This is a genomic window from Streptomyces albidus (ex Kaewkla and Franco 2022), from assembly GCF_013870515.1.
Taxonomy (GTDB): Bacteria; Actinomycetota; Actinomycetes; order Streptomycetales; family Streptomycetaceae; genus Streptomyces; species Streptomyces albidus.
Genome location: NZ_JACBXA010000007.1, coordinates 32,866 through 55,225 on the forward strand (window position 1 = coordinate 32,866; position 22,360 = coordinate 55,225).

The following is a 22,360-nucleotide window of genomic DNA, read 5'->3' on the forward strand; positions in this document are numbered from 1 at the left end:
GGCGAACTCCGTTCACTCGGATGTGCGTTCACGCCGTACTGACATCGCCGGTGCTGGTTTCTCATCGCCGCGCTCTTCCCGCTTCCGTGGAACAGGCGTTCACGTGTGAGCACTGCGTGCCCCGGCTGGGGCGCGGCGGCTGACTCGCCCACCGCCTCTGCCCACCAGCACGCTCGCGCCCGTCGCCACGGCCCACCAGCACGCTCGTGCCCGTCGCCCGGTGTCTGCCATTGGGAGGGCCTGACGGCGCTCGGTGACAGCGACTCCGGCCGACGGGTAACCCATGGGCATGATCCTTTCGTGGGAGGTACTGCCGGAGTCGGGTCTGCGTGAGGCGATCGGCGTCCTCGTACGTGTGGTGGAGACCGCAGGCGCGCTGATCATTTTCGTCGGGGCGGTCTGGGCGTTCGCCCGTTTCATCGCGGCGCTGGTGCGTGGCAGGGGGCAGGTGAGCGGCTTCAACCGGATCCGGCTGACGCTGGGCAGGTTTCTCGTGCTGGGACTCGAGTTCCAGCTGGCGGGCGACGTGCTTCGTACCGCGGTGGCACCCAGTTTCACCGAGATCGGACAGCTCGCCGCGATCGCCGCCATCCGGACGGCCCTCAACTACTTCCTGGGCCGTGAGATCGCCCATGAACGCGCCGCGCTTGAACGCGAGGCAGAGCAGGGCCCACAGCAGGACGCGCCCGTCGGCCCCGGCGGGCGAAAGGCTCCGTAGGGTGAAGGCGGCGATCGAGGCGGCCGCCCTGCTGGTCACCGCAGTCGGCGTCGTGACCTTCCTGGCGGCCTACGCGACCACGCGCAGCATCCGCTCCGCCCTGCCGATGCTCCTGGACTTCTTCATGGCGGCCGGGCTGATCCGCCTCGCGGGTGATCCGTCCTGGAGCAGCATCTTGCTGACGGTCGCCATCATCGCCGTCCGTAAGGTCGCCGCTTTCGGTGTCGCCGAGAAGAGCACAGCATGAGCGGGACCTCTTGATGCGTCCCGTCGGCTGTGCGGGTTGAGGCGCCCCAGGCCCGGATCCCGGCCGCTGCTGTGCGGGCGGGGGAGCGGCGCGGGTGGCGCTACTGGAGGAGCGGGTCGGGGGCGAGAGTGATGGTCAACCAGGGCGCGGCGACCTGGCGGAAGCTGTGGCCGACGGGCTCAAGGCCGCCCTGCTCATCGAGGCTGAAGATCGTCACCATCATCATCGCCGAGTCCTCTGCGACGGAGGCGAGGTGGGTACCGCAGCGTGGACAGAAGCCGCGTTGCAGGGTGGGCCAGGACGCGTACCAGGTCGGCTCGCCTCCGGGGCCGGTCCAGTTCAACTCCTCCTTGCGGAACCCGACCCACGCCATGGCCGGTGAGCCGGAGATGAGCGTGCAGTGCTCGCAGGAGCATGCGTGGGGGTCGTCCGGGGTGCCGGTCACCTCGTAAGCGATGTCGCCGCACTGGCAGCGACCCGTCCGCAGCTCGGGGGCGGAACTCGGTCCGGTCATCTCAAGCATCTCCCTTGATGAAAAGGGTGGTTGGGAGTGTCAGTGTGCTACCTGACCGGGATCGACGACCGGTGTCAGGGGCCCCGGGGCCACGCAGGCGGGAGCATGTTCACTCGTCGCGGTGAACGACCCGGCGCCGGAACGACTCCTGGCGGGGGGCACTACAGGTCCCTTCAACGGGCGGCGGCCCGGGGGCAGTTGAGGGGAGGCCGTGGCCGATGGCGCCCCGGTCGGAGGGGCGCGCCCCTCTACCCTTGCGTCCAGCCGCTCTGCGCATCGGCCCGGACGGCGCTGTGCCGCGCGAGCCTCACCACGTCGTCGGGCGTCCCGCTCAGGTCTCCGTCTCCCGGGCGGTCTCCTCGACGCGTTCTCGTACCCGGGCGAGGAAGGCCTGAACTTCACCGCTGGGCAGGGGAATCGGGGAGGAGCGGGGGCGCTCGAAGCTGCGCACCGCGGCCTCGATGAGCGGTCGGAAGTCCTTCTCCGCCCCGGCGACTTCCTCGGCCGCATGGCGCTTGGCCATCCAGCGCCCCGTACGGCAATACGCCACGGAGCGGCAGCCGTTGAGCACCCGGTTGTCCGCCAGGTGGCCCTCGCCGTCGCTGTGCTCACGGATGGAAGCGCTGATCGCGGCGAGCAGTTCAGGGCGCTCCGGTGTGGCGATCACGTCACGCGCGGGACGGCCGAACAGCGTGAACCCGGCCTGGTGGGCGACGGAACGGTCGATGACGTACCAGAACCCCGGGGACTCCGCCGGGTCGAAGCTTGCCTTGTTCGCGAGCATCGGGCCGGTGTTGAGATCCAGCAGATACCCGGCCTCGCCGGAGGGGCGGCCCGCGAAGCCCTCTTCGTAGACGACGAGTTCCAAGCCGGGTGCCGGGCAGTGCAGATGTGGGTGGCTGAGGGCACCGGCCAGGTCGTGAAGGGCCGCACCGGGCGATGAGGAGTCCACGACGACCGTCACATCGACATCGCTGCGCCCCTGCCGGTAGTCGTCCAGGGCGAGAGAACCGACCGCGACGACACTCACCAGATGAGCCCCGCACACCGATTCCGCCCGGGCAACGAGTTCTTCGAGGTAGGAACGCAGTGCGGCGGGGAGGGCCTGCCGCCCGTCAGGGGTGGGGATCACGCGCCCAGTATCCACGCTGTGATCAGGACCGGGAACGAGGGTGGTGCCTGCCCGCGCACGCCACGGCTTCCGCACCCACCGAGCTCCCCGCCGCCAGGCCCAACGGAGGTGATCTCACCGCAGGTTGTGAGAGCGGCCAGCAAGCCCGCCGCCCGTCTCGGAGCGGCGGCCGGCGATGCTGCCAGCGTCCTACGTCGCGCCCCGACCGGCCTCGGCGCCAGTGCCATGTCGCAGAGGACGCAGAGGACGTGGCGAGCCCCGGAGGCCCTTCAGCCCGGGGCTTCAGGGGGCGAAGCGGTCAGGGTCTGCCGACTTCCAGTCGGCTGCCCAGTCCGCCGGAGGGCTCTCCAGCAGCTCTCCCGATGCGAGCCGTTCGAAGAGCTCGTCGCTGGAGCGGATGGTGGCGGGGTCGATCCGGTGTCGCAACATGTGCGGACGCAGCTCATGCGGACCGTCGACTCCCATGGCGGCCATGATCTTCATGGCGCTCTCCACGGTGGCGCGCTGGAAGCGGTGGACCCGAGGCGCCTTGTCGCCGACGTCGAGGGCCCTCGCACGGCGCGGGTCGTGGGTGGTGACGCCGGTGGGGCAGGTGTTGGTGTGGCAGCGCTGTGCCTGGATGCATCCCACGGCGAACATCATGGCCCGGGCGGAGTTGGTGTAGTCGGCCCCCTGGATCAGACGCTTGACCATGTCGGAGCCGGTGGCGATCTTGCCGCTCGCGCCGAGGCGTATCCGCCCCCGCAGACCGGTGCCGGCCAGCGCGTTGTGCAACGTCAGCAGGCCCTCGCTCAGTGGCTGACCGAGGTGGTCCGCGAATTCGAGCGGCGCGGCGCCTGTGCCTCCCTCGGACCCGTCGACGACGACGAAGTCCGGCGTGACGTCCTCGTCCAGCATGGCCTTGCACAAGGCCAGCACCTCGCGCCGGGAGCCGACGCACAGTTTGAGTCCGGTCGGCTTGCCGCCGGCCAGCTCCCGCATGCGCGCGATGAAACGCACCAGCTCACGCGGTGTGGAAAAGACCTTGTGGTAGGGCGGAGAGACGACGGTCTCGCCCTTGGGCGAGCCTCGCACACGAGCGATCTCGGCGTTGACCTTCTCGCCCGGCAGCACCCCTCCGATCCCGGGCTTGGCACCCTGGGACAGCTTCAAGGAGACGCACTTGACCTGATCGAGCGCGGCTTTCTCCGCGAACTGGGCAGGGTCGAAGCCGCCGTCCTCGGTGCGGCAGCCGAAGTAGCCGGTGCCGATCTCCCACACCAGGTCGCCGCCGTGCCGCAAGTGGTACTCGGACAGCCCGCCCTCCCCCGTGTCGTGCGCGAAGCCGCCCAGCGCGGCACCGCGATTGAGGGCCAGGACCGCGTTGGCCGAGAGCGAGCCGAAGCTCATCGCCGAGACGTTCAGCAGCGCCATGTCATAGGGCTTCGTGCAGCCGGGACCGCCGATCCGCACCGTGGGCACCGCCTCCGGCACAGGCCGGGGCGCGATCGAGGGCACCAGGAAGTCATGGCCGTCGGCATACACGTCCCGTTCCGTACCGAACGCTTCCTCCGCGGCGGTGCCCTTGGAACGCTCGTAGACCATGCTGCGCACGTCGCGGTCGAAGGGACGGCCGTCGTAGTTGCGCTCGATGAAGTACTGCTGCAGTTCCGGGCGGATGCTCTCCAGCAGGAACCGCACATGGCCGAGCACGGGATAGTTGCGGAGCACCGAGTGCTGTCGCTGGAGGAGGTCGTGCACGCCCGTTGTGGCGAGCGCCAGCAGGACCACGGCCGGAATCCACCACCATGACGAGACGAGCACGGCGAACCCGGTCACCGCGAGGGAAATGGCCGCGAGAACCGTCACCCAGGCAAGTCTGATCACACTGGAGACTAACCCGGACGAGTGAGTGGCAGAGCCCCATGACAACGGTTCAGACGATCGACCGTCCTGGGGGCGTGCTCGTCCCGGTGAGCTCGCCGGACATCACCAGCAGCGCGACCGCCGCAACGCTCCGGCACCAGTCGGGCATCGAGTCCTCGGAAGTGGTTCCACCTCCTGAGACGCGTATGGATACTCATGGTCAACCAGGGGCATCGAGATCCGGCAGACCACGGGGTTGAGACACCAGAGCCGGGCCTGGTCCGACGGCCGGCCCAGGCAGGAGCTTCCCTCGAGCGCCCGCGAAGGACGACGAAAGGCATGGCTGTGACAGTGCACGATCCACAGCAGCAGCTCGACGGCACCGACCGCCGGGAGCCCGCGGCTGCGGTGCGAGTGCGGGGGCTGCGGAAGCAGTTCGGCGATCACGTGGCGGTCGGGGGCATCGATCTGGACATCCCGGCGGGGAAGTTCGTCGGGCTGGTCGGCCCGAACGGCGCCGGCAAGACCACCACCCTCTCCATGATCACCGGCCTGCTGCGCCCGGACTCCGGCACCGTCGAGGTGGCCGGGCGAGACGTGTGGCGCGACCCGGTCGACGTCAAGTCCCGCATCGGGGTGCTTCCGGAGGGGCTGCGCCTGTTCGAGAGGCTGTCGGGGCGTGAGTTCCTCAGCTACCTCGGCGCGCTGCGCGGCTTCCCCCGCGACGAGGTGGAGCGGCGAACCACGCAACTGCTCGACACCCTCGACCTGGTCGGCGCCCAGCACAAGCTCGTCGTCGACTACTCGACCGGCATGCGCAAGAAGATCGGTCTCGCCGCGGCGCTGCTGCACAACCCCGAAGTGCTCTTCCTCGACGAGCCGTTCGAGGGCGTCGACCCGGTCTCCGCCGAGACCATTCGCAGCGTGCTCGAGCGCTACACCACCTCCGGCGCCACAGTCGTCTTCTCCAGCCACGTGATGGAGCTGGTGGAGTCGCTGTGCGAGTGGGTGGCCGTCCTGGCCGGCGGCAGCATCCGCGCCCACGGGCCGCTCGCGGACGTCGTGGGTTCTGCGGAGTCCCTCCACGAGGCGTTCCTGCAACTCGTCGGTGCGCGCGAGCGCGCCGCCGCGGGGGACGGTCTCGACTGGCTCGGCGGTGGCAGCAAGGTCCCGGGCGGCGGCGCCCTGTGAGTGAACCGCAGTCCGTCACCTGGACGTTCGTACGAATCAAGCTGTCCCTCCTGCGCAACGGTCTGCGCCAGTCATCCGGCCGCACCGCCGCGTTCGTCATCTCCATAGTGCTCGTGCTGCTGCTCGGCGCGAGCCAGCTCCTGGGGCTCATCCTGCTGCGCGGCAACGAGCACGTCGCCGCGGCCGTCATCCCGCTCGCCGCAGTGACGGCGCTGGGCTGGGCCGTGATGCCGCTGTTCTTCCCCGGTGGAGACGAGACCCTCGACCCGACCCGGCTGGTCATGCTCTCCCTGAGGGCCCGGCAGCTCATGCCGGCGCTGCTGACCGCGTCCCTCGTCGGCATCGGCCCGCTGTTCACCGTGCTGCTCGCGCTGGGCGCGGTCCTCGCACTCGCGCAGGGCGTCGCGGGGGCGGTGACCGCGGTGATCGCCATGCCGCTGATGATCCTCGTGTGCGTTGCCCTGGCGCGTGCGGTGGCCGCCGTCAACGTCCGCCTGCTCTCCAGCCGCCGGGGCCGTGACCTGGCCCTGCTGAGCGGCTTGATCATCGCCGTCGGAATTCAGCTGCTCAACCTGGGTGTTCAGCGACTTGGCGCACCGGGCGGACTCTCGACGCTCGAGCCCGTGGCGGACGTGCTGGCCTGGCTTCCGCCCGCCTCCGCCGTGGCCGCGGTGCAGGCCGCGGGAGACGGTGCGTACGGCACGGCGCTCGTCCAGATCGTCCTGTCCGCTGCCGCGCTCCTCGCGCTGCTGTGGTGGTGGCATCGCAGCCTCAACCGGCTGATGACCTCGCCGGACGCCTCGACGGTCCAGGCGGCCACGGCGCCGGAGAAGACCCGCGGATCCGGCTCCGGCAAGGGGCTTGCCGGGCTCCTGCCGCAGGACCGTACGGGCGCCGTGATGCTCCGTACCCTGCGCTATGCCTGGCGGGACCCGAAGACGAAAGTGGGCTGGGCGTCCTCGCTCGGCGTCGGCGCGCTGCTGCCCGCCGTCTTCGCTGCTCAGGGCAACGGCAGCGTCTACAACGCCTGTTGGGCGGCGGGACTGCTCGGCATCCAGATGTACAACCAGTTCGGGCAGGACCACTCGGCCTTCTGGATCGTGGCCTCGACGATCTCCTCCCCACGTGAGGCGTACGTCGAGATGCGCGGCCGGATACTGGCCATCGCGCTCATCGCGACGCCCTACGTCACGGCTGTGGCGGTGGCCTACACGTTGATCCTGGGGGAGTGGCGGGTACTTCCCGAACTGCTGGGGCTGACCCTTGGAGTGCTCGGCGTCCTGATGGCCACCGGCGTCTTCTCGTCGTACCGCTTCCCGTATTCCATCCCGCAGGACAACGGCTACAAGAACGTCGTCCCCGGTCAGGGCTCCCTCGCCTACCTCAGCATCTTCGGCGGCATGGCCCTCGGCGTCCTGCTCTGCGCCCCGTTGATCGCCTTGACGATCTGGCTGCACCTCTCAGGAGGGCACGAGTGGTTCTGGCTTCTGCTGCCGCTCGGCATCCTCTACGGCGCCGCCGCGCCCGCCCTCGCTCTGCGGGTGGCGGCTCCGCGGGTGTCAGCGCGTCTACCGGAGATCCTCGCGGCGGTCAGCAGGGGCTGAGCCGCAGGGCGGCCACGAGCCGGGTCCTCCCAGCCGGGAGGACCCGGCTCTCCGCGTTCGCAGGAGTCCGAAGTGCCCCTGCAGGGCTACTTTTTGGCCCCTTCCGGGTCGGAGAAGCCTTCGGAGGAACGCCAACTCAGGTGCGCGGAACCACCGCAGTCCACCTCCTCGCTGCGAAAGAGCAGTCGGGGCTTGGACATGGAGCCGCCCGCAGCGCTCTACCGAACGCCATCAGAGCGCTGCGGGCGGCTCCATGATGGCGTTCGGTCAGGCCGCGTTCTCCGTACTCCAGCTCGACGTCGCGACCGTCGGCGAGGGCGAGGCGGGTCTTTCCAGGCCGACCCGCTCTTCAACCGGCCCTTTTCGTCGGCCTGTTCACTCCAGTGTTCGTCCCAGACGAACCATCCTCCCGTCAGTGCCACGACGAGGGTGCATACGCCGGCCAGACGGTCGTACAGCCACGGGGCGTGAGGATGGGCCTGGAGCTCACCGGCGTTGCGATCAAGATCGTCTCTGCCTGGGGGATCCAGGGCGGGGCCAACTCCTCGTCGTCGAGGGGCCCAGCGCGACGACGGCTCCGGGGGCGGGAGCCGGCAGCAGTCGCACAAGCGAAGGAGGCAACCTCTCGCTGTGCAGTCCCGTGGGCAGGCCGAGGCCGCAGTCCGCCGCCTCGCCCGTGACGTTGCGTTCCGGTCCCAGGCGTCCTCGTCGTCGTCGACTAAGGCCCACCTCGGCGGCCACACCACACCGTCGGGTCAGCTATGCGTGGGCGGTCAGGACGGTCTCCCGAACGGCCCTGCCTCTCACGACGAATTTCGACCCGCATCCACGCACGCCGCGACCGGAACCGGGCTCCGGCACCCCGCCTGGTGAGCGCTCCTGAGGCGCCTGAACGGGATGCGTCCCTCCGGAGGGCGTGGTTCGCTCGAAGGGTCCCTGGACGGCCGAACGGGACGGCTGAGAAACGGGAGCGCGGCGGTCGACCGGGTGCCGCGAAGAGTGTGTCCGTCTCGGGGAATCAGGGTGTGCCCGACGCCCGAAGCACGCCCTTACCTTCCGAGGGGGTCGGCGCGTCGCTCGTCCGGGCTGCCGTGCCGGGGCTGATTTCCCGTCAGCGGCTCTGCGGCTATTCGAGCTCGACCGCTCTGAGCTGCAATTTCTCTCTGCCCGAAGTGGCCGACGGGGAGCGGAAAACGAGCCCCAGGACCCACCCCAAAAGACTGCTTGACAAGGGGTGAAGCGCGACCTCACAGTAGGCCCTACGCACAACGCAACCGGATGCGTTCTCTGCGTATTTCTGAAGTATCTCTTTGCGCCCCTGATCAGGGCCCACCGCAAGTGTGCCCTAAGGGCGTAATTCCTCCTGCCTCAATAATCGTTCGGTGTTCGCGATCGCGCGCAGCCGGTCGAGTCAGCGGAAGAACTCTGTGCAATTACAGGGAGGTGGCGTTGGCTGCTGGTCCTTCAGACCAGGTCGGTGCAAGTCCCGCACGAATGAGTAAGTGCCTATCAGTGACTGGAAAGGGTGAGTGCCAAGTGACACAAACAGCTGTCGAGACGCCGTTGCAGGTGCTTGAGCATGAGCCCTATCTGCAGGTCACGTGGCGCGACACTCAAACCCCCGCTCGTGGATTCGTCGTGATCGACCAGCTGGTCACGGGCATCGCCACGGGGGGTCTGCGCATGCGGCCGGGTTGCACGGTCAATGAGGTGGGCGAACTCGCCCGCGAGATGACCCTGAAAATGGGTGCCTTCGGCATTCACGTCGGCGGCGCCAAGGGCGGCATCGACTTCGACTCCGCGGACCCCCGAGCCGAAGAGGTACGGGAGCGGTTCCTGCAGGCGGTCCGGCCGCTGCTCGAACGCTTCTGGGTGACCGCGGGCGACCTCGGGACACAGCAGGAGCAGCTCGACCGGGCCTTTTCACGGGTCGGCATCGACGAGACCTCCCTCCACGCAGCCGTCGTCCGTGCCCCCGACGGGGCCGAGGTGCGCTCACGCATCCGGCAGGCGTTCAACACGCGCACCGAGGGCCTGAAGCTGTCCGAACTGGTCGGCGGCTACGGCGTGGCGGAGGCAGCCCTGGCGGCCTTGGAGCACCGGGACATTCCCGCTGAGACGGCCCGTGCGGTCGTGCAGGGATTCGGTGCGATGGGCGGATCCACAGCCCTCTACCTGGCGCGCGCCGGCGTGAAGATCGTCGGAATCACGGACGCCCAGGGCCTGATCCTCAACGAGACGCGCGGCCTCGACGTGGAGCTTCTGCTGTCCGCGCGTACCACGGGCGGCGTCATCGACCGCTCCGCGCTGCGCGACGACGACATGGAATGCCCGGGTGACTCCTGGCTGAGCCAGGACGTCGACGTGCTCGTGCCGGCTGCCGTCTCCTACACGATCACCGCGGACAACTGCGACCAGATCCGGGGCAAGCTCGTGGTGGAGGCGGCGAACGTGCCCACCACCCCCGAGGCGGAGCAGCGTCTCCTGGAGCGGGGGGTCACGGTGGTCCCCGACTTCATCGCCAACACCGGTGCCGCTGCCGGAGCCTGGTGGGTCATCCTCGGTGAAGTGGTCAGCCCTTCCGGCGCGTGCAGCCGGCTGTCCGCCCAGATCCGTCCGCTCGTCCAGGACCTCATGAACCGGGCCGACGAAACCGGGACGTCGATGCGGACCGCCGGGGTGCAGTTCGCAAAGGAGAATTCCCAGCGGCTGATTCGCGAGTACGGCGGCGCGGTGGCATTCCGTGACCTGTTCCCCAGCACGCCGCAGGGCCTGCAATTCACCGAGGGTGACGAGGGACCGGCTACAGGGCTCTCGCATGCTTCGGACGTCGCCGATATCGCGGAAGCGGTAATCCACTCGCCGAACGCCGCGTTCCCGGGTGCGGTCGACGTGGTCGACGTCTCCCTGGAGACCGGCCGTGAGCCCAACGGTGCCGCCTGCCCGGCTTACTGGCCCGGCCCGGCGGACCCGGATTCCGCACAGTCCTGACGCACCCAACGCGCGCAATGATGCTGCCCTGCACCGGTTCCCGCCGGTGCAGGGCACGTCTGTTTCAATTGCGTTTCGGGCGTAGCGTATTTCGGCGTGCGGTCAACTCAAGGCACTCGCCCGGGAGTTGCCGCGCGAGAGGGTGAGAGGGCGTGCCTCGCGTTAACTCCAGCCCGTTCGCCCGTACTTCGGTCGGGCATTCCTTTGTGTTTCTGAATGAAGCCCGGGCGGGGGCGAGGCAGTTGGGGCCGACGCCTGGGTCGTCGCAGGCTTCGCCGCGACGGACAGCGATGACAGCGCTTGCAGTCTCGCCGCATCGGCGGCCTCCGGGCGCCCCGCCGCACGTGCGTGGTTCGACGGGCCGATCAAGGGCGTGTGTCCGTGCTCGGCCATGGCTGTCGAGGCCCCGCAGGGCCGTCGCGCTCGGCTCAAGACCCCCGGTTGCTGACCGTTGAGGGCGACGGGGCCACTCCGGGAGCCCTGGCGCCTGGGCGACGGCGCGGGCCCATCGAGCAGAGGCGGTCGCATGGGCTCCGGTGCGCGGCCTCGGGGCAGTCCAGGACCACGCACAGGTCTCCCTAAAAGACAGACCGATTTGCCTAAAAGCTTTAGGCAACTGCACAATCGGGTCTGCTGAACGGGGGCGCATGATGCGTGCAGGGCTGACGGCTGAACGCCTGGCTCAGGCGGGTGCGGAGCTGGCCGACGAGGTCGGCTTCGAGCAGGTCACCGTCTCGGAGCTGGCGAGACAGTTCGACGTGAAGGTCGCGAGCCTCTACTCGCACGTGAGGAACTCCCACGACCTCAAGACCCGGATCGCCCTGCTCGCCCTGGAGGAGCTCGCCGACCGGGGCGCCTCGGCGCTGGCCGGGAGGGCGGGCAAGGATGCCCTGGCCGCCTTGGCGAACGTCTACCGCGACTACGCCCGCGAGCACCCCGGGCGCTACGCGGCCGCCCAGCTGCGGCTCGACCCGGCGGCGGCCGCCGCGAGCGCGGGTGGCAGGCACTCACAGATGGCGCGGGCAGTCCTGCGCGGCTACGACCTGACGGAGCCGGACCAGACGCACGCGGTCCGCCTGTTGGGCAGCGTCTTCCACGGCTACGTCAGCCTGGAGATGGGCGGAGGGTTCAGCCACAGCGCTCCCGACACCGAGGAGACCTGGGCAAGGATCCTCGACGGCCTCGACGCCCTGCTGCGGAACTGGCCCGAAGCATGACCGGTCCGCACGAGCCCGAGCGCCGGGGCGGGACACCGGCGAACTTCCCGACACAGCAATCAGGTTGAGGCAATGCACACCAAGGACGACTGGATCACCACCCCCGTCACCGCTGACCTTCTGCGCGGTGCCCTGGACGTGGAGCGGACTGCGCGGGGCGTGCTCCCGCACCGGCTGCCTGCTCGTGCCCGCGCCCAGTGCACCGACGGACAACTGGCCATGGCGGAGGCTCAACCCTCCGGCGTACGGCTGGTGTTCCGCACCCGGGCCACCGCCCTCGAACTGGACACCCTGCCCACCAAGCGCGTCTACGTGGGCGCTCCGCCCCGTCCGGACGGGGTCTACGACCTGCTCGTCGACGGCCGCCTGGCCGGCCAGGCCAGCGTGCTCGGCGGCAACACCTTGACCATCGACATGACCACCGGGACCGCTGAGAACAACGCCGGGCAGATCGGCACCCTCCGCTTCACAGAGCTGTCCGAGGGTGTCAAGGACGTCGAGATCTGGCTGCCGCACAACGAGACCACCGAACTCGTGGCCCTGCGCACCGACGCCGCCGTCGAGCCGGCCGCGGACCGCGGCCGCATGGTGTGGCTGCACCACGGCAGTTCGATCAGCCATGGCTCCGACGCCGCCAGCCCCACCACGACCTGGCCCGCGCTCGCCGCCTCCATCGGCGGCGTGGAGCTGATCAACCTCGGACTGGGCGGCAGCGCCCTGCTCGACCCGTTCACCGCCCGCGCACTCCGGGACACCCCCGCAGACCTGATCAGCCTCAAGGTGGGCATCAACCTCGTCAACACCGACCTGATGCGCCTGCGTGCCTTCACCCCCGCCGTCCACGGCTTCCTCGACACCGTTCGCGAAGGCCACCCGGACACGCCGCTGTTGGTCGTCTCGCCCATCCTGTGTCCCATCCACGAAGACACGCCGGGCCCCAGCGCCCTGGACTTCAGCACCCTCAGCACCGGTCTACTGCAGTTCCGGGCGACCGGCGATCCGGCGGAGCGTGCCGGCGGGAAACTGACGCTGAACGTCGTACGGGACGAGCTCGCCCGGATCGTCGCTCAACGGGCCGTCGAGGACCCGAATTTGCATCACCTCGACGGCCGCGAGCTCTACGGTGAGGCGGACTCCGCCGAGTTGCCGCTGCCGGACCAGCTCCACCCGGACGCCGCCACCCATCGCCGCATGGGCCGGCGCTTCGCCGAACTCGCCTTCACCGGCGACGGCGTCTTCGCGGACCACCCCAACTGACAGAGCACGCCCCCTGGTTACTCCCGCTTTCATCGCGCGCACGGAGCTGCGGGGGGCCGGGCGGCCGCAGCTCCGTGCGCGCGGCGCTAGGCCGGACTCCACTTCTGGCGGTCCTCGCCCGAGCAGTCCGACAACTGGAGCGCAGCGCCGCTCTGGATGTCGCCGTCCCGCACCGCCACGCACTTGTCGGCCTGCGGGTTGACCAGGTCGCTGCCGTCGCTGAGCCGGAACTGCTGCGCCGGATTGCCGCTGCACTCCGCGAGTTGGATGACGGTGCCGTTCACGTTCGAGCCGTTGGCGACATCCATGCACAGCCCGAGGGCGCGTACCGTGCCGTCGCTCGCGAAGTTCCACTGCTGCGCGTCGTCGCCGGAACACGTGCGGATCTGCAGCGGCGTCCCGTCGTCTCCTTGGCCGCCGGGGACGTTGATGCACTGGTCCGAGTTGTGGTTCCAGATGCGGACGGAGCCGGGAGAGCCCTGCCCGCCGCCTGATCCGCCGGGCGGCCGAGCCGTTGCCGACGGCGCTTGGCCGTCGCCCTTCTGCGGCGGACGCTTCCCGTCGTCCCCGTCGCCGGGCGACCCGGTTCGTGAGCCGCGTGGCCCGGGGTCCTTCCTCTTGCCGGACGACGATTCGCTCGGGGACGGGGAACGCGGGTTGTAGTCGTCCTGCCCGCCCGTCCATTCGGGGCCGGGTGTGACGTCCGAATCTGCTCTCTCCTCGGTGTCGATTCCGCTGTAGAGCACGACCCCGCCGGTCAGCAGCCCTGCGACGACCAGGCCCGCCGTCGTGGCGAGGACCGTCTTGCGGAGCCGGCCGGGCGGCGGTGCGTCGGGGGCCGGGCTTCTCGAACCCGCCGGGACGATACGGGGGTTGACCGCCGTGACGATGGGGCCGACAGTGTCCGGCTCTCCCTCCGGGAAGGAGCCGGTCGGGGGGTGGCCCTTCTCCCGGTCCGGCAGGGAAGCAGACGTCTCCTCCGCGTCGCGTGCGTCGCGTGCGTCGCGCGCCGAGTGGGTGGCTTCCCGGTCCCGGGAAGGGCCCTGTGCCTGCTGCTCGTCACGGGAGTCCGTCATCGCGTCCTATCGCTCGGTGGGGGCAGTGCATGAAAGAGGGGCGTGGCCGGCCGGTCCGTCGACGTGCCAGGACGACTCGTGAATCCACGGTCACAGGAGTGCTGAGCACGATGTCCTGAACGCGGATCGCTCGAACGCCGTCGGCGACGCAACGCGCGCGGGCACAGGTCCCGGTGTGCCCCGGCGGATATGCGGCCGTGGGGGCGCGGGTTGCCCGCCCCCGTCCAGTGAACAGGGGACGAGCGGTCGTGTGAAACCTCTTCTTGGAAGAAGCGGTTCGAAGGCACCGGAAGGATCGGCACGATTCCGGGCGAGGGCCCGCCTTCCGGGCTCAGGGTTGATTCAGCATGTCTCCGTGCGTTCCGGAATCCTGAACGGGGCGGTCGCGGAAGCACTTCCGGCCCGGCACTTCGCGGCGAAGTACCGGGCCGGGCAACCAACTTGTCTCTCAGGAACCGTTCTTGCCGTACGAGCGCGGCTCGGCGGTGGAGGGCGGCAGGTCCCCGTTGAAGCGGGGGTCGACGTAGTCGCCGAAGTCGAACTTGCGCGGGATGAGCTTCAGGCCTGCGAAGGTGTCGACGATGTCCTGCTCGGAGGCGACCGCTGCCTTGTCGATGGCGACGGGCACCCGGGTGCCGTTCGTGCGCTTCACCGCGTCGAGCGCTGCGGGGTAGGGCAGTCCGGTGTCCTCCGCCCAGACCTTCGCCCACTTCTCCGGATGCTTGAACACCCAGGCCTGGGCCCTCTTCAGACGTTCGATGTAGTCACGGATCGCCGCGGCCTTCTTCTTGTCCTTGAGGGCGCCGGGGGCGGCGACCTGGAAGTTGAGACCGTTGACGACCCCGTCGCCGTCGGTGAGGACACGGCCCTTCTTGCTGCGCAGGACCTGGGAGGTGTACGGGTCCCAGACCGCCCACGCGTCCACCTTCCCGCCGTTGAACGCGGCCAGGGCGTCGGCCGGCTGGAGGTAGCTGAGCTTGACGTCCTTGATGGTGAGCCCGGCCTTCTTCAGGGACGCGACGAGCTGATAGTGGGCCGAGCTGCCCTGTGCGACGGCGATCGTCTTGCCCTTGAGGCTCTTGGTCTCCTTCAGCTTGGAGTCCGAGGGCACGAGGACGGTCTCGCCCTTCGACGTGCCGTGCGTCGCGGCGACCACCGAGATCTTCGAGTCGGCGCCGGCGGCGAAGACGGGCGGGGTGTTGCCGACTGCGCCGATGTCCGCGGCCTTGGCGTTGATCGCCTCGAGCAGCGGCGGGCCCGAGGTGAACGTGGACCACTTGATCTTGTAGTGCAGGTCGTCGAGTTCGCCGGCCGCTCGCAGCACGGCTTCCGAACCGCCTTTCTGGTCACCGACGTTGAGGGTGAGCGAGCCCTTGCCGTCGGTGCCGCCCTTGGAGCCGCCCGCTGCCGAACCGCCGGCGGACGATGTGCCGGAGCAGGCAGTTGCCAGCAGCAAGGGGAGGGGGATGAGCAGAGCGGGGATGGTGCGTCGTCGCATGGTGCGTCCGTTCAAGTCGATTGCGTGCAGCAGCGCTGAGGGGGAGCGGGTCAGGCGCCCGCGTAGGCGGGGAGGGGTGCCTCGACACCGAGCCGGTCCAGCAGCCGGGCCCGGAGTTCGGCGAATCGCGGGTCACCGATGTCCCTCGGCCGGGGCAGGTCCACCTGTGACTCGTAGGCGATCCGGCCCTCGTCCATGACCAGCACACGGTCGGCGAGCAGGAGGGCCTCCTCGACGTCATGTGTCACCAGAAGTACGGCGCAGCCCCGGCGTTGCCAGAGTTCGTCGACGAGTTGCTGGGCCTTGATGCGGGTGAGTGCGTCGAGAGCGCCGAACGGTTCGTCGAGCAGCAGGAGATCGGGTTCGCGTACGAGGGCGCGGGCCAGCGAGGCGCGTTGGGCCTCACCACCGGAGAGCGTCTTGGGCCAGGCGTCGGACCGCTCGGTCAACCCCACTTCCTCCAGCGCCTGTTCGGCCACCTCGCGTCCGGGCCGCCCGGGGAGCCCGAGCAGGACGTTGCGCCACACCCGCTTCCAGGGCATGAGCCGGGGAGCCTGGAAGGCGACGGCCCTGCGGCGCGGCACGAGAACGGTGCCGCCGATCTCACGGTCGAGGCCCGCGAGGATGCGCAGCAGGGTGCTCTTGCCGCATCCGCTGCGGCCCAGCAGAGCCACGAACTCACCGGCCCGCACGTTCAGTTGAAGCCCGTCGACGACCGCGTTGCCGTCGAACTCGCGGGTGAGGCCCTCGACGCGTACGACGGTGTCGGGGGAGGCGGTCGGACGGTCTGGGGTGCGTGCCTTCACTGGCCGGTGAACGTCGGTCGCCATTGCAGCAGCAGCCTTTCGAGAGTGCGGACGATGAAGTCGGCGAGGAGGCCGAGGAAGGCGTAGACGACAAGGCAGACGACGATCACGTCGGTACGCAGGAAGTCGCGGGCCTGGACCATCAGGAAGCCGATGCCGGCGTCGGAGTTGACCTGTTCGGCGAAGACGAGCGCGAGCCAGGCGATGCCGAGCGAGTAGCGCAGGCCGGTCATCGCGCCGGGCAGCGCGGCAGGCAGGATGACGTGCCGCACCAGCCCCCAGCGGGACAGGCCCAACGACTCGCCGGCCTCGATCAGTTGGGCGTCCACGCCGCGGATGCCCGCGTAGACGTTGAGGTACAGCGGGAAGGTGACGCCCATCGTGATGATGGCGACCTTCGGGGTCTCCCCGATGCCGAACCAGATGATGAACAGGGGAATCAGACCGACGAAGGGCACCGTGCGCAGCATCTGGACACTCGCGTCGACAAGGTCTTCGCCGATCCGGAACAGGCCCGACGCGAGGGCGAGAAGCGTGCCCACGAGCGCACCGCACAGCAGCCCCACGGCGACCCGTTGCAGCGAGACGCCCATCGCCTCGGGCAGCGAACCGTCGGCCACGAGGCCGCCGCCGACCTGGGCGATCGTGCCCGGTGAGGCGAGCACGTCGGCCTGAAGTACCCCCACGGAGCTGAGCAGTTGCCACAGGGCGAGCAGCAGCACCGGGCCGGAGGTGCGGCGCAGCCAGCGGGGGAGACGGGCCCGCCGTCGAGTGTCGGAGGTGATGGGTTCGAGGACGGGCTCGGGCAGCAGATGCGGCGCCGCACCGGACGCGTCCGGAGAGGCGTGACTGACACTCATTGAAGGCTCCACGTGGGCAGCGGGACAGCCCTGGGCGGCTCTGCACGCGTGAGGCGTGTGAGCGGAGCCGCCGAGGCGAAAAGTTGGAAAAAGCGGGGGAGTTGCGGCAGACGTCAGCAGCCGCGACAGACCGCGGACGCCACCCGCAGCAGGTCGATGTGTCCGCGCGTGGTGAGCATTGCTGAACGCATGCGGCCCGCGGGGCGGGGCGCCGCTGTGGAGGCCGCGGCGGGATTCGAACCCGCGTAACTCGCGTTGCAGGCGAGCCCCTCAGCCTCTCGGGCACACGGCCGTCGTGAAACGACTGACCCGACCGTAGACGGGGTGGCGATGGCCGCGGAAGGGAAGCCCGGGCGGTGCCACACAGTTGTCATACGCGGTTCACGAGCCGGGTCGTCAGTCATACCGAGGACGCGCTTTCCTTCGCGGCGGAGCCGGTCCCGGCCGGTGCTGCGTCCCGTTCCAGAGCGATGTTCCGGCGGTGCTCCCGGAAGGCGTAGGCGAGCGCGGCTGCCCAGAGCACGTACAGCCCGGCGTAGACGGTGCCGGGCACCGCGCCGTCCGCGGCGATCCAGTCGCTGTGCAGCAGGGTGCGGGCGTTGGTGACCAGGATGATGCCGCCGACCGCAGTCCCGAGGACGCGCGGGGGGACACGGCGTACCAGCCATGCGGCGAGCGGTGCGGCGATCACGCCTCCGACCAGGAGCGCCGCCGCCCAGCTCAGGTTGACGCCCTCGGAGCCGAGGCTCGTCAGGAAGCCGATACTGGCGGCGACGGTGACCAGGAACTCGCTCGTGTCCACGGAACCGATCACCTTCCGCGGCTCCAGTCGTCCGCCGGCCAGGATGGCCGGAGTGCCGACGGGGCCCCAGCCGCCTCCGCCGGTGGCGTCGACGAACCCGGCGACCAGCCCGAGCGGGGAGAGGAAGCGTTTCCGCAGCGGCTTGCCGAGATTGCGGGTCGAGAGTCCGAAGAACGTGAACCGCGTCAGCAGGTAGAGCCCCAGGCCCAGCAGGATGAGGGACATGACCGGTTCGGCGACGGCCGTGGACAGTCCGGACAGGACGGTCGCTCCCGCGAACGCGCCCACGGCCCCGGGGACGCCGATCTTCGCGACGACGCGCCAGTCGACGTTGCCGAAGCGCCAGTGCGAGGCACCGGAGACGAGCGTCGTGCCGATCTCGGCGAGGTGCACTGTGGCGGACGCGGCCGCGGGGTTGGTGCCCACTGCCAGGAGCAAGGTCGTGGACGTGACCCCGTAGGCCATTCCCAGGCTGCCGTCGACCAGTTGGGCACCGAGGCCGGCGAGGGCCAGCAAGATGAGCGTGCGCATGCGACTCCGACCCCATTCCCTAGTATCCCTATCGTCTTGATAGAGAATGTGCCGACGGTGATGCGCCGGTCAAGGGCGTCTCGTCAGCTGGACACGGTCATGGATTCGTCCACGCCTCGGGCAACTCCGTCAGCCGGTGGATGTGTTCAGGAAGGTCGGCGGCCGCGACGTCGGCCAGCGTGACCTCGCTCAGGATGGCGCGGACGTTGGCACGGACCGCGATCCACAGCGGGAGCAGCGACTCGGCCGGGCCGGTGTAGGTGAGTTCGGGGGGACGTTCGCCGCGTACGGACACCAGGGGGCCGTCCACCACACGGATCACGTCGGCGACGGTGATCGACTCGGCGGGTGCCGCGAGCCGGTAGCCGCCCTGGCCGCCGCGCTGGCTGATAACGAGTCCGCCCCGCCGCATGTCGTTGAGGATGCTCTCCAGGAACTTGTGCGGGACCCCCTGGGCCTTGGAGATCGCCTCGGTCTTGATGGGGCCGTCGTCCTGCGCGGCCGCGAGTTCCAGCGCGGCGCGCACCGCATAGTCCGCTTTTGCCGAGATCCGCATGGCGGCATTATCCGGCACGGCGGGCGGCCGCTGGGCAGGGGCTCCGCCGGCAGGCGTCCCAGGCCGGGGCGAGCGGCAGGGCACGACGCGTCGGCGGCCGGTCGTTCACGGCTGCCGGGTGTGCGCGTCCGGCGCCCCCGTACTCGCCGTGGCCGCTGATCACACCACGGCGAGTGAGCGCACTTCGGTCATCCGGCCTGGCCGCTGTCCTTCAAGGACCCCCAGCCGTGCCAGCGGTCGACCTCGATCCAGGCGCTGACCCGGCCGCGGTCCCGCTGCGGATACTGCTTTCCCGTGTAGTGCCGGGCGAGGCGGTCGATGTCGGCCAGACCCTCGTCCTCGCGGAGCTCGGCGACGGTGCCGATGATGCTGATGTGCGTGTACCAGTTGGCCTCGTCGAGCACGGTGAGCGTGACCCGGGGGTCGTTCCGCAGGTGCTCCAGCCTCTTCCGACCCTCATCCATGTTGACCAGAACGCGTCCGTCGACCCAGAGGTACCAGGTGGCCGTGGAGACCGGCTGCCCGTCGGAACGCAGGGTCGTGATGACGGACGGATTGGCGTTGGCCAGCATCGTGACTGCGGCCTCGGGAAGCGGTGGCTTGGACATGCGGATCCCTTCGAACTTCGGTCCGGCGCCTGCCGGTGCCGGCACCCATTGTGCGGACGGACGCTGGGTACCCGGGTCCGCGACGCTGACCCAGGGGGAGGGCCACTCCGCTGGATCAGCGCCGGCGCGGTCACCTGCGCAGGCGGTAGCGGAGCCAGACGAGGCCGTCCCGCAGGGACTCGTTCGCCACAAGCTCCAGCACAGCGCCGGAACGCCCCGATGCCCCGTGCCACATGTGCCCCTCGCCCGGCCCGGCCAGGCACGGGTGTACGAGCAGACTCACCTCGTCCAGCAGATCGGCTGCGAGGAGGGCACCGTTGAGGGCGCCGCCGCTGTCGACACGTACCGTACGGGCGCCCTCGGTCTCCGCGAGAGCCCTCAACACCGCCTCCAGATCGACCCGTTCGGTGCCCTCGACCAGCTGCCGTACCCGACGCGCCGCGGGGTGCGGTGAGGTGGCTTGCGAGTGCAGGGCGAGCACGTCCGACCAGTGGCCGGCGTCGCGCAGCTCCGTCCATCGGCTTACGCGCCCCCTGCCGTCCACCACGGCCAGCAGCGGCCCGTCCTCGGCGGGCCCGGGGCCGGGGGCCGATGCGAGCAACTCCTCCTGGGCGAGGATGGTGTCGGCCCCCGGCGAGGGTGACGTCTGTGACAACGGCCGTACCGCCGACGGCTGCCGCAGCCGTCGGCGGTACGGAGCCGGACCCGCAGGTGCTCCGGGCCCCTCTACTCGTTGCGCAGGACCGGGCGGAGCGCGTCGAGGACGCTCGCGTCGTCGATGGTGCCGGGCACAGGTTCGTCAGTGCCCTCGGCGATGTTCCGCATGGTCTTGCGCAGGATCTTCCCCGACCTGGTCTTGGGCAGGGCCGCCACGACCGAGACCTCCTTGAGCGAGGCGACCGCCCCGACCTGGTCCCGCACCATCTGGACCAACTCCGCGCGCAGGCCCTCCTCGTAGCCGTCGGCGCCGGCGTCGACACCTGACTTGAGGACCACGAAACCGCGGGGGACCTGGCCCTTCAGCTGGTCGGCGACACCGATGACGGCGCATTCCGCGACGTCGGGATGGCCGGCCAGGACCTCCTCCATGCCGCCGGTGGAGAGCCTGTGACCGGCGACGTTGATGACGTCGTCCGTACGCCCCATCACGTACAGGTAGCCGTCCTCGTCGAGATAACCGCCGTCACCGGTGAGGTAGAAGCCGTCGAACGCCGACATGTACGACGAGACGAATCGCTCGTCGTCGTTCCACAGCGTCGGCAGCGACCCCGGAGGCATGGGCAGCTTCGCCACGATGGCGCCGTTGGTTCCGGTCGGCACCGGCTTGCCGTCGCCGTCGAGCACCTGGATGTCCCATCCCGGCAGCGGCTTGGTGGGCGATCCGGGCTTGACGGGCAGGAGTTCGATGCCCGCCGGGTTGGCGACGATCGGCCAGCCGGTCTCGGTCTGCCACCAGTGGTCGATCACCGGGATCTGAAGCAACTCGGAGGCCCAGCGGTAGGTTTCGGGATCCAGCCGCTCCCCGGCGAGGAAGAGGTACTTCAGCGAGGACAGGTCGTACTCGCGGGCGTGGTCCCCGTTCGGGTCCTCCTTCTTCAGCGCCCGGAACGCGGTGGGAGCGGTGAACATCGAGCGCACCCCGTACTCGGACGCGACCCGCCAGAACTGCCCCGCGTCGGGGGTGCCGACCGGCTTGCCCTCGTAGAGCACCGAGGTGGCACCGACCAGCAGCGGCGCGTAGACGATGTAGGAGTGGCCCACGACCCAGCCGACGTCGGACGCGGTGAACAGCGTCTGACCTGGGCCGACGTCGTAGACGTTGGTCATGCTCCAGGCCAGGGCGGTGGCGTAGCCGCCGCCGTCGCGGACGACGCCCTTCGGCTTCCCGGTCGTCCCGGAGGTGTAGAGGACGTAGAGCGGATCGGTGGACTTCACCGGCACCGGCGCGGCAGGTTCGGCCGCCGCGCAGGCCTCCGCCCAGTCGACGTCGCCCTCGCCCAACGTGGCCTTCGCCTGCGGGCGTTGGAGGACCACCGACTTCGCGGGCTTGTGCGCGGCGAGCTCGATCGCCTTGTCCAGCAGCGGCTTGTACTCGATGACGCGTGAGCCCTCGATCCCGCAGGAAGCGGAGACGACGACGACCGGAGAGGCGTCGTCGATGCGTACGGCCAGCTCCTTCGCGGCGAAGCCGCCGAAGACCACCGAGTGCACCGCGCCCAACCGCGCGCAGGCGAGCATCGCGACGGCCGCCTCCGGCACCATCGGCATGTAGATCACGACACGGTCGCCGGTCCCGACGCCCATGTCGCGCAGCGCCCCGGCGAAGGTCGCGACCTCGTCGCGCAGACGGCTGTAGGTGTAGGTCGTCTTCGTGCCGGTGACGGGGGAGTCGTGGATCAGCGCCGGCTGGTCGCCGCGTCCGCCGTCCGCATGGCGGTCCAGCGCGTTGTAGGAGACGTTCAACTCGCCGTCGGGGAACCATCGGTAGAAGGGCGGCCGCGAGTCGTCCAGTGCCTTCGAGGGGGCCTTGTGCCACTCCAGCGCGTCGGCCGCGTCCAGCCAGAACCGTTCCCGGTCCGACACGCTCGCGCGGAAGATGTCCTCGTAGGTGCCCACCGGGGCCTCCCTCCGGGCGGCCCGTGGGAGCCGCCCCGTCGCGTGTTGGTTCTCCGCCCCGAGCCTGCCCGCCCGGACGGAACCAACGCAGTCCTCACCGTTTGCGGAGCCACTGATTCCGCTCCGCTCGGCCGGTACGGCGACCATACGGCCAACGCACGGTCCTGGTCAGCCGCCGGGACGGGGGTCGGCGGATTCACGGGGACCACGGGACGGCAGGGCCTGCGCTCGATGCCGGGGCGGCCTCGCCCTCGATGCCCGCGGCAGCCGGTCAGCCCCAGCCCGCCCGGG

The 22,360-nt window shown here is 69.9% G+C and carries 19 protein-coding genes and 1 tRNA gene; 7 read left to right on the forward strand and 13 right to left on the reverse strand.

Going from position 1 to position 22,360, the window contains the following annotated elements; translation table 11 throughout:
* The first annotated feature begins 289 nt into the window (after nucleotides 1–289).
* Nucleotides 290–718, forward strand: a complete 429-nt coding sequence (locus H5J26_RS02805) for a DUF1622 domain-containing protein (protein WP_181764043.1) — start codon at nucleotides 290–292, stop codon at nucleotides 716–718.
* 1 nt (nucleotide 719) lies between these two features.
* Nucleotides 720–965: a DUF1622 domain-containing protein gene (locus tag H5J26_RS02810; RefSeq protein ID WP_181764044.1), complete on the forward strand. Its 246-nt coding sequence runs from the start codon at nucleotides 720–722 to the stop codon at nucleotides 963–965.
* A gap of 100 nt (nucleotides 966–1,065) precedes the next feature.
* On the opposite strand, the gene H5J26_RS02815 is transcribed toward H5J26_RS02810, so the two are convergent.
* The 3 genes from H5J26_RS02815 to H5J26_RS02825 form a co-directional block, all read right to left on the reverse strand.
* Nucleotides 1,066–1,479 carry a GFA family protein gene (locus tag H5J26_RS02815; RefSeq protein WP_181764045.1) on the reverse strand — a complete coding sequence of 138 codons (414 nt, stop codon included), beginning with the start codon at nucleotides 1,477–1,479 and terminating at the stop codon, nucleotides 1,066–1,068.
* Nucleotides 1,480–1,810: 331 nt separating this feature from the next.
* A complete protein-coding gene (locus H5J26_RS02820; RefSeq protein ID WP_309237750.1) occupies nucleotides 1,811–2,611 on the reverse strand; it encodes an aminoglycoside adenylyltransferase domain-containing protein in 801 nt (266 codons plus the stop codon).
* A gap of 282 nt (nucleotides 2,612–2,893) precedes the next feature.
* Nucleotides 2,894–4,459: an FMN-binding glutamate synthase family protein gene (locus H5J26_RS02825; RefSeq protein ID WP_309237751.1), complete on the reverse strand. Its 1,566-nt coding sequence runs from the start codon at nucleotides 4,457–4,459 to the stop codon at nucleotides 2,894–2,896.
* A 336-nt stretch (nucleotides 4,460–4,795) separates the two neighbouring features.
* Here H5J26_RS02825 and H5J26_RS02830 point away from each other — a divergent pair, with 336 nt between their 5' ends.
* The 5 genes from H5J26_RS02830 to H5J26_RS02850 all read left to right on the forward strand — a co-directional run bounded on the left by H5J26_RS02830 (nucleotide 4,796) and on the right by H5J26_RS02850 (nucleotide 12,716).
* Nucleotides 4,796–5,647, forward strand: a complete 852-nt coding sequence (locus H5J26_RS02830) for an ABC transporter ATP-binding protein (RefSeq protein WP_181764047.1) — start codon at nucleotides 4,796–4,798, stop codon at nucleotides 5,645–5,647.
* On the forward strand, nucleotides 5,644–7,251 hold the full coding sequence (locus H5J26_RS02835) for a transporter (protein WP_181764048.1): 1,608 nt from the start codon (nucleotides 5,644–5,646) through the stop codon (nucleotides 7,249–7,251). Before H5J26_RS02830 ends, H5J26_RS02835 begins: the two co-directional genes overlap by 4 nt.
* Before the next feature lie 1,536 nt (nucleotides 7,252–8,787).
* On the forward strand, nucleotides 8,788–10,242 hold the full coding sequence (locus H5J26_RS02840) for a Glu/Leu/Phe/Val dehydrogenase (RefSeq protein WP_210770942.1): 1,455 nt from the start codon (nucleotides 8,788–8,790) through the stop codon (nucleotides 10,240–10,242).
* Between the two features lie 647 nt (nucleotides 10,243–10,889).
* Nucleotides 10,890–11,459: a TetR/AcrR family transcriptional regulator gene (locus tag H5J26_RS02845; RefSeq protein ID WP_181764050.1), complete on the forward strand. Its 570-nt coding sequence runs from the start codon at nucleotides 10,890–10,892 to the stop codon at nucleotides 11,457–11,459.
* A gap of 72 nt (nucleotides 11,460–11,531) precedes the next feature.
* Nucleotides 11,532–12,716: a GDSL-type esterase/lipase family protein gene (locus H5J26_RS02850; protein ID WP_181764051.1), complete on the forward strand. Its 1,185-nt coding sequence runs from the start codon at nucleotides 11,532–11,534 to the stop codon at nucleotides 12,714–12,716.
* Nucleotides 12,717–12,802: 86 nt separating this feature from the next.
* On the opposite strand, the gene H5J26_RS02855 is transcribed toward H5J26_RS02850, so the two are convergent.
* From H5J26_RS02855 to H5J26_RS02900, 10 genes are all read right to left on the reverse strand, one after another.
* Nucleotides 12,803–13,792: an RICIN domain-containing protein gene (locus H5J26_RS02855; RefSeq protein WP_181764052.1), complete on the reverse strand. Its 990-nt coding sequence runs from the start codon at nucleotides 13,790–13,792 to the stop codon at nucleotides 12,803–12,805.
* 448 nt (nucleotides 13,793–14,240) lie between these two features.
* Nucleotides 14,241–15,290 (reverse strand): ABC transporter substrate-binding protein, encoded by a 1,050-nt coding sequence (locus H5J26_RS02860; protein WP_181764053.1) that lies wholly within the window; start codon nucleotides 15,288–15,290, stop codon nucleotides 14,241–14,243.
* A gap of 50 nt (nucleotides 15,291–15,340) precedes the next feature.
* Nucleotides 15,341–16,120: an ABC transporter ATP-binding protein gene (locus tag H5J26_RS02865; RefSeq protein ID WP_181764054.1), complete on the reverse strand. Its 780-nt coding sequence runs from the start codon at nucleotides 16,118–16,120 to the stop codon at nucleotides 15,341–15,343.
* On the reverse strand, nucleotides 16,093–16,956 hold the full coding sequence (locus H5J26_RS02870) for an ABC transporter permease (RefSeq protein WP_181764055.1): 864 nt from the start codon (nucleotides 16,954–16,956) through the stop codon (nucleotides 16,093–16,095). Before H5J26_RS02870 ends, H5J26_RS02865 begins: the two co-directional genes overlap by 28 nt.
* A gap of 217 nt (nucleotides 16,957–17,173) precedes the next feature.
* Nucleotides 17,174–17,248, reverse strand: a tRNA-Cys gene (locus H5J26_RS02875).
* A gap of 108 nt (nucleotides 17,249–17,356) precedes the next feature.
* Nucleotides 17,357–18,289, reverse strand: a complete 933-nt coding sequence (locus H5J26_RS02880) for a sulfite exporter TauE/SafE family protein (RefSeq protein ID WP_181764056.1) — start codon at nucleotides 18,287–18,289, stop codon at nucleotides 17,357–17,359.
* Between the two features lie 97 nt (nucleotides 18,290–18,386).
* Entirely contained in the window at nucleotides 18,387–18,845 is a 459-nt protein-coding gene (locus tag H5J26_RS02885; RefSeq protein WP_181764057.1) for an RrF2 family transcriptional regulator, read from the reverse strand.
* A gap of 188 nt (nucleotides 18,846–19,033) precedes the next feature.
* Nucleotides 19,034–19,453 (reverse strand): PPOX class F420-dependent oxidoreductase, encoded by a 420-nt coding sequence (locus tag H5J26_RS02890; protein ID WP_181764058.1) that lies wholly within the window; start codon nucleotides 19,451–19,453, stop codon nucleotides 19,034–19,036.
* Between the two features lie 130 nt (nucleotides 19,454–19,583).
* Nucleotides 19,584–20,108 carry a dihydrofolate reductase family protein gene (locus H5J26_RS02895; protein WP_210770943.1) on the reverse strand — a complete coding sequence of 175 codons (525 nt, stop codon included), beginning with the start codon at nucleotides 20,106–20,108 and terminating at the stop codon, nucleotides 19,584–19,586.
* A gap of 71 nt (nucleotides 20,109–20,179) precedes the next feature.
* Nucleotides 20,180–22,069 carry a propionyl-CoA synthetase gene (locus H5J26_RS02900; protein ID WP_181764059.1) on the reverse strand — a complete coding sequence of 630 codons (1,890 nt, stop codon included), beginning with the start codon at nucleotides 22,067–22,069 and terminating at the stop codon, nucleotides 20,180–20,182.
* Nucleotides 22,070–22,360: the final 291 nt, after the last annotated feature.

Bases quoted from the DNA above. Each gene is read 5' to 3' on its own strand.
- H5J26_RS02805 (WP_181764043.1), top strand. From the start codon at position 290: ATGATCCTTTCGTGGGAGGTACTGCCGGAGTCGGGTCTGCGTGAGGCG.
- H5J26_RS02815 (WP_181764045.1), bottom strand. From the start codon at position 1,479: ATGACCGGACCGAGTTCCGCCCCCGAGCTGCGGACGGGTCGCTGCCAG.
- H5J26_RS02830 (WP_181764047.1), top strand. From the start codon at position 4,796: ATGGCTGTGACAGTGCACGATCCACAGCAGCAGCTCGACGGCACCGAC.
- H5J26_RS02845 (WP_181764050.1), top strand. From the start codon at position 10,890: ATGATGCGTGCAGGGCTGACGGCTGAACGCCTGGCTCAGGCGGGTGCG.
- H5J26_RS02850 (WP_181764051.1), top strand. From the start codon at position 11,532: ATGCACACCAAGGACGACTGGATCACCACCCCCGTCACCGCTGACCTT.
- H5J26_RS02855 (WP_181764052.1), bottom strand. From the start codon at position 13,792: ATGACGGACTCCCGTGACGAGCAGCAGGCACAGGGCCCTTCCCGGGAC.
- H5J26_RS02860 (WP_181764053.1), bottom strand. From the start codon at position 15,290: ATGCGACGACGCACCATCCCCGCTCTGCTCATCCCCCTCCCCTTGCTG.
- H5J26_RS02865 (WP_181764054.1), bottom strand. From the start codon at position 16,120: ATGGCGACCGACGTTCACCGGCCAGTGAAGGCACGCACCCCAGACCGT.
- H5J26_RS02870 (WP_181764055.1), bottom strand. From the start codon at position 16,956: ATGAGTGTCAGTCACGCCTCTCCGGACGCGTCCGGTGCGGCGCCGCAT.
- H5J26_RS02880 (WP_181764056.1), bottom strand. From the start codon at position 18,289: ATGCGCACGCTCATCTTGCTGGCCCTCGCCGGCCTCGGTGCCCAACTG.
- H5J26_RS02885 (WP_181764057.1), bottom strand. From the start codon at position 18,845: ATGCGGATCTCGGCAAAAGCGGACTATGCGGTGCGCGCCGCGCTGGAA.
- H5J26_RS02890 (WP_181764058.1), bottom strand. From the start codon at position 19,453: ATGTCCAAGCCACCGCTTCCCGAGGCCGCAGTCACGATGCTGGCCAAC.